Origin of the sequence: Pseudomonas sp. (assembly GCF_036387035.1) — a bacterium.
Classification (GTDB): domain Bacteria; phylum Pseudomonadota; class Gammaproteobacteria; order Pseudomonadales; family Pseudomonadaceae; genus Aquipseudomonas.
In genome coordinates this window covers 1-3053 of sequence record NZ_DASVUM010000031.1, presented here as the reverse complement: position 1 = coordinate 3053, position 3053 = coordinate 1, and the positions used below count along the sequence as shown (strand labels likewise).

Here is a 3053-nt window from a genome sequence, read left to right as displayed (position 1 = left end):
GCGGGTGCTCGGCAATATTTCACCGTGACCGAGGCCAGATAAACCGGTGCAGTGAGGGCGCTGGCTGCCTCACTGCACCGGTTCGAGGTGACGCCTGAAGGTATCAGTGAACCGGCAGTTCAACGCCGTCGAACAGCTCTTCGAGTTCCTGCTTGTTGTGGCACTGGATCGCCTTGGCCATCACTTCGCGGGTCAGGTGCGGTGCGAACTTCTCGATGAAATCGCACATGAAACCGCGCAGGAACGTGCCACGACGGAAGCCGATCTTGGTCACGCTGGACTCGAACAGCTCGCTGGCATCGAGTACCACCAGGTCTTTATCAAGGTTGGTGTCGACCGCCATCTTGGCGACGATGCCCACGCCCAGGCCCAGGCGCACGTAAGTCTTGATCACGTCGGCGTCGGCTGCGGTGAACACCACTTTTGGCGTGAGGCCACGGTGGCTGAAGGCTTCATCGAGCTTGGAACGGCCGGTGAAACCAAATACGTAGGTGACGATCGGGAATTCCGCCAGGGCTTCCAGGGTGAGCTTCGGCAACTTGGCCAAGGGGTGCCCCTGAGGCACAACCACGCAACGGTTCCAGCGGTAGCACGGCATCATCACCAGATCACCGAACAGCTCCAGGGCTTCGGTGGCGATGGCGAAATCGACGGTACCATCGGCGGCCATCTCGGCGATCTGCATCGGCGAGCCCTGATGCATGTGCAACGCCACATCCGGGTATTGCTTGATGAAGTCGCGGATCACCGGCGGCAGTGCGTAGCGCGCCTGGGTGTGGGTGGTGGCAATCGACAGGGTACCCTTCTTCTCGTTGGAGAATTCCTGGGCGATCTGCTTGATGCTCTCGACCTTGCGCAGGATCTCGCCGGCCGTGGTGATGATGCGCTCGCCCGCCGGAGTGACGCGGGTCAGGTGCTTGCCGCTGCGTGCAAACACTTCAACGCCCAGCTCGTCTTCGAGCAGGCGGATCTGCTTGCTGATACCGGGTTGCGACGTGTAAAGGCTTTGAGCAGTAGCGGAAACGTTGAGGTCGTGGTGCGCCACTTCCCAGATGTAGCGCAGTTGTTGAAGCTTCATATGTATCCCTCAAAGCCGGAAGACGCCTCGGGCATCAGCGACGGTATATAACTGGATTATTGGTCAGGAAGGCAAAGCTAGAACTTTTTATCACTTTTAACCGGTAATGGCACGCAGCTTTTAACGCCCTTGGCACATTCCCGGAACCGGATCACGTTTGCGCACGACTTTGCAACATCGGCACCATGTACACCGGTACGTCAGACAATTGCAGGATACGCGCCGCAGTTCGGCCAATCGGCGTATCGCCCTCCTCGTCGTGGCTGCGACTGCCGACCACCAGCAGGTCGACGCCAAGCAGGCGAGCCTGATCGAGTATCACGTTGGAGGGGTCGCCCTGGACCACTCGCACGCTGTGGATCAACGTCAGATCCTGATGCCCGTCGCCCAGCTCCTCGCGAAAACTGGCCAGCACCCGCGCTTCGATGCTGTCGATCACCGTATTGACGCCTTCACTGTGCAGTTGTTTGAGCACGTCTGCGGCCAGGAAGCTCTGCAGCACGGACTCGGCGAACAGCCCCATCGGCTCCACCACATGCACGACATGCAGTTCGGCATCGAACGTGCGCGCCAGCACCAGCGCGTGCTGCAACACATAGGGCGCGTAAACACCGAGGTCCGTGGCGTAGAGCATCGAGCGGATCATGTGACCCCCAAAGCAGCCGTTTGATGAAGACCTCATCAGCGTAGCAGCGCGCCGCGCAAGCGGATGGCCGACTGCGGCTTTTCGGTCTAACGCTTCACGGTTTTAGCTCATTGCTGATGCCGTGGGGCACGTGCCCTGTAGCCACCACTTCCCGCGCCCGCTCGCAATGGCCGGGCTGATCGTCAAAAAATACGTCCGCAGCGAACGCTTCAAGAAACGCCGATTTGTCCAGGCCGCCGAGAAACAGCGACTCATCCAGACGGATGTCCCACTCGCGCAGTGTGCGGATCACCCGTTCGTGGGCGGGGGCCGAGCGCGCGGTCACTAACGCGGTACGAATCGGGCACGACGCTTCGGGAAATTCACGCTGCAAGGCATTCAACGCGGCCAGAAAAGGCTTGAACGGTCCGCCGGGTAGCGGTCGCCTGGCCGCCTCGCGCTCGTTGGCCTGGAACGCCTGGAGCCCTCCCGACTGATAGACCCGCTCAGACTCATCGGAAAACAGCACGGCGTCGCCGTCGAAGGCGATACGCAGTTCAGCACTGGCGGCGCGACGGGCACCCCCGGAGAGGATGGTCGCAGCGGCAAAGCCAGCGTCCAGCGCGCTGCGCACGTCTTCGGCGTGGGTCGACAGAAACAGGTGACTGCCGAAGGCCGCCAGATAGGGAAACGGGCTGCGACCGCCGACAAATGCAGCGCGGGAAATGTCGAGGCCGTAGTGCTGGATCGAGTTGAACACGCGCAGCCCGGTGTCGGCGCTGTTGCGCGAGACCAGCACCACTTCGACCCGAGACGAGTCCAGGCTCACGTTCAAGCTGAGGAGTTTTTCCACCAGACGGAAGGCATCGCCCGGTTCGAGGACTTCATCCTCGTGGTCGATCTGGTACTGACGGTAGGCCGCGACCCCGTCCGCCATGTAAATCTCATGGCTTTCGCGCAAATCAAACAGCGCCCGCGAGGAAATCGCCAGCACCAGCTTGCCCTCCGGGGTTTTGACGTTTAATTCAGTGCTCATCAGTCTTCCTTAAAGCGAAAGCGGGAGGTGGCCAAGCGCATGGCAGTGGCCGTCAACGATTGCCGCGATCGATAAACGCCAGCGCGTGATACAACGCGCGCACCCGGGGCATGTCGCAGCCGGCTGCCAGCGCGGCGGCCAGGGGACGGGCATAGATGGCGTCGAGTTCCAGCGGGCGTTTTTCGGTGAAATCGTGGTACATGCTCGGCCGGTAATCCGGCATGTGGCCGGTGACCTTGAGCAAGTGCTCGGCATAGCCTTCCGGCAGCACGTGCCCACAGGCTTCAGCGCCCTGCACCACGTCGGCCATCAGC

Annotated in this window: 4 protein-coding genes; all 4 read right to left on the bottom strand. The window is 61.3% G+C overall.

Annotated features, from left to right (window positions below):
- Positions 1–103 precede the first annotated feature (103 nt).
- A complete protein-coding gene (gene cysB, locus VF672_RS03100) occupies positions 104–1078 on the bottom strand; it encodes an HTH-type transcriptional regulator CysB (protein ID WP_306492239.1) in 975 nt (324 codons plus the stop codon).
- Between the two features lie 151 nt (positions 1079–1229).
- Positions 1230–1724, bottom strand: coding sequence for a universal stress protein (locus tag VF672_RS03095; protein ID WP_331101340.1), 495 nt, complete (start codon positions 1722–1724; stop codon positions 1230–1232).
- Between the two features lie 94 nt (positions 1725–1818).
- Positions 1819–2739 carry a 5'-nucleotidase gene (locus VF672_RS03090; RefSeq protein ID WP_331101338.1) on the bottom strand — a complete coding sequence of 307 codons (921 nt, stop codon included), beginning with the start codon at positions 2737–2739 and terminating at the stop codon, positions 1819–1821.
- 52 nt (positions 2740–2791) lie between these two features.
- Positions 2792–3053: ketopantoate reductase C-terminal domain-containing protein (locus VF672_RS03085; RefSeq protein WP_331101336.1), on the bottom strand; the 262-nt coding region annotated here is incomplete at its 5' end.